The 236-nt window shown below is 58.5% G+C and carries 1 protein-coding gene; it reads right to left on the reverse strand.

Translation table 11 applies throughout. From position 1 onward, the window contains the following. The coding region (locus tag SB717_RS39570) for a hypothetical protein (protein ID WP_410908805.1) at nt 1-236 on the reverse strand (236 nt) is incomplete at both ends.

The raw sequence follows: 236 nt of genomic DNA on the forward strand, positions 1-236 counted from the left end.
GTAATGGGTGATGAGCACTTCTTCACGCAGCCGGCTGGCATTTTCCTTGATCTTCCAACGCTTGAGCTGGTGCTTGGGCAGCTGGAAGTAGCTTGGCTGCAGCTGGAAGCTGGCGCCGGTTTCGTGGTAAACGGTCTCGAGCTCTTGCAGGCAGGTTTCGCGCCGGGGCTGTGTGTTGTGTTCGTCGTAGACCTCATGGGCCTGCTCGGTCACTTGCAGGGTCAACAGGTGGAAGC

The organism is Priestia sp. SIMBA_032, from assembly GCF_046535215.1.
Classification (GTDB): Bacteria; Bacillota; Bacilli; order Bacillales; family Bacillaceae_H; genus Priestia; species Priestia aryabhattai.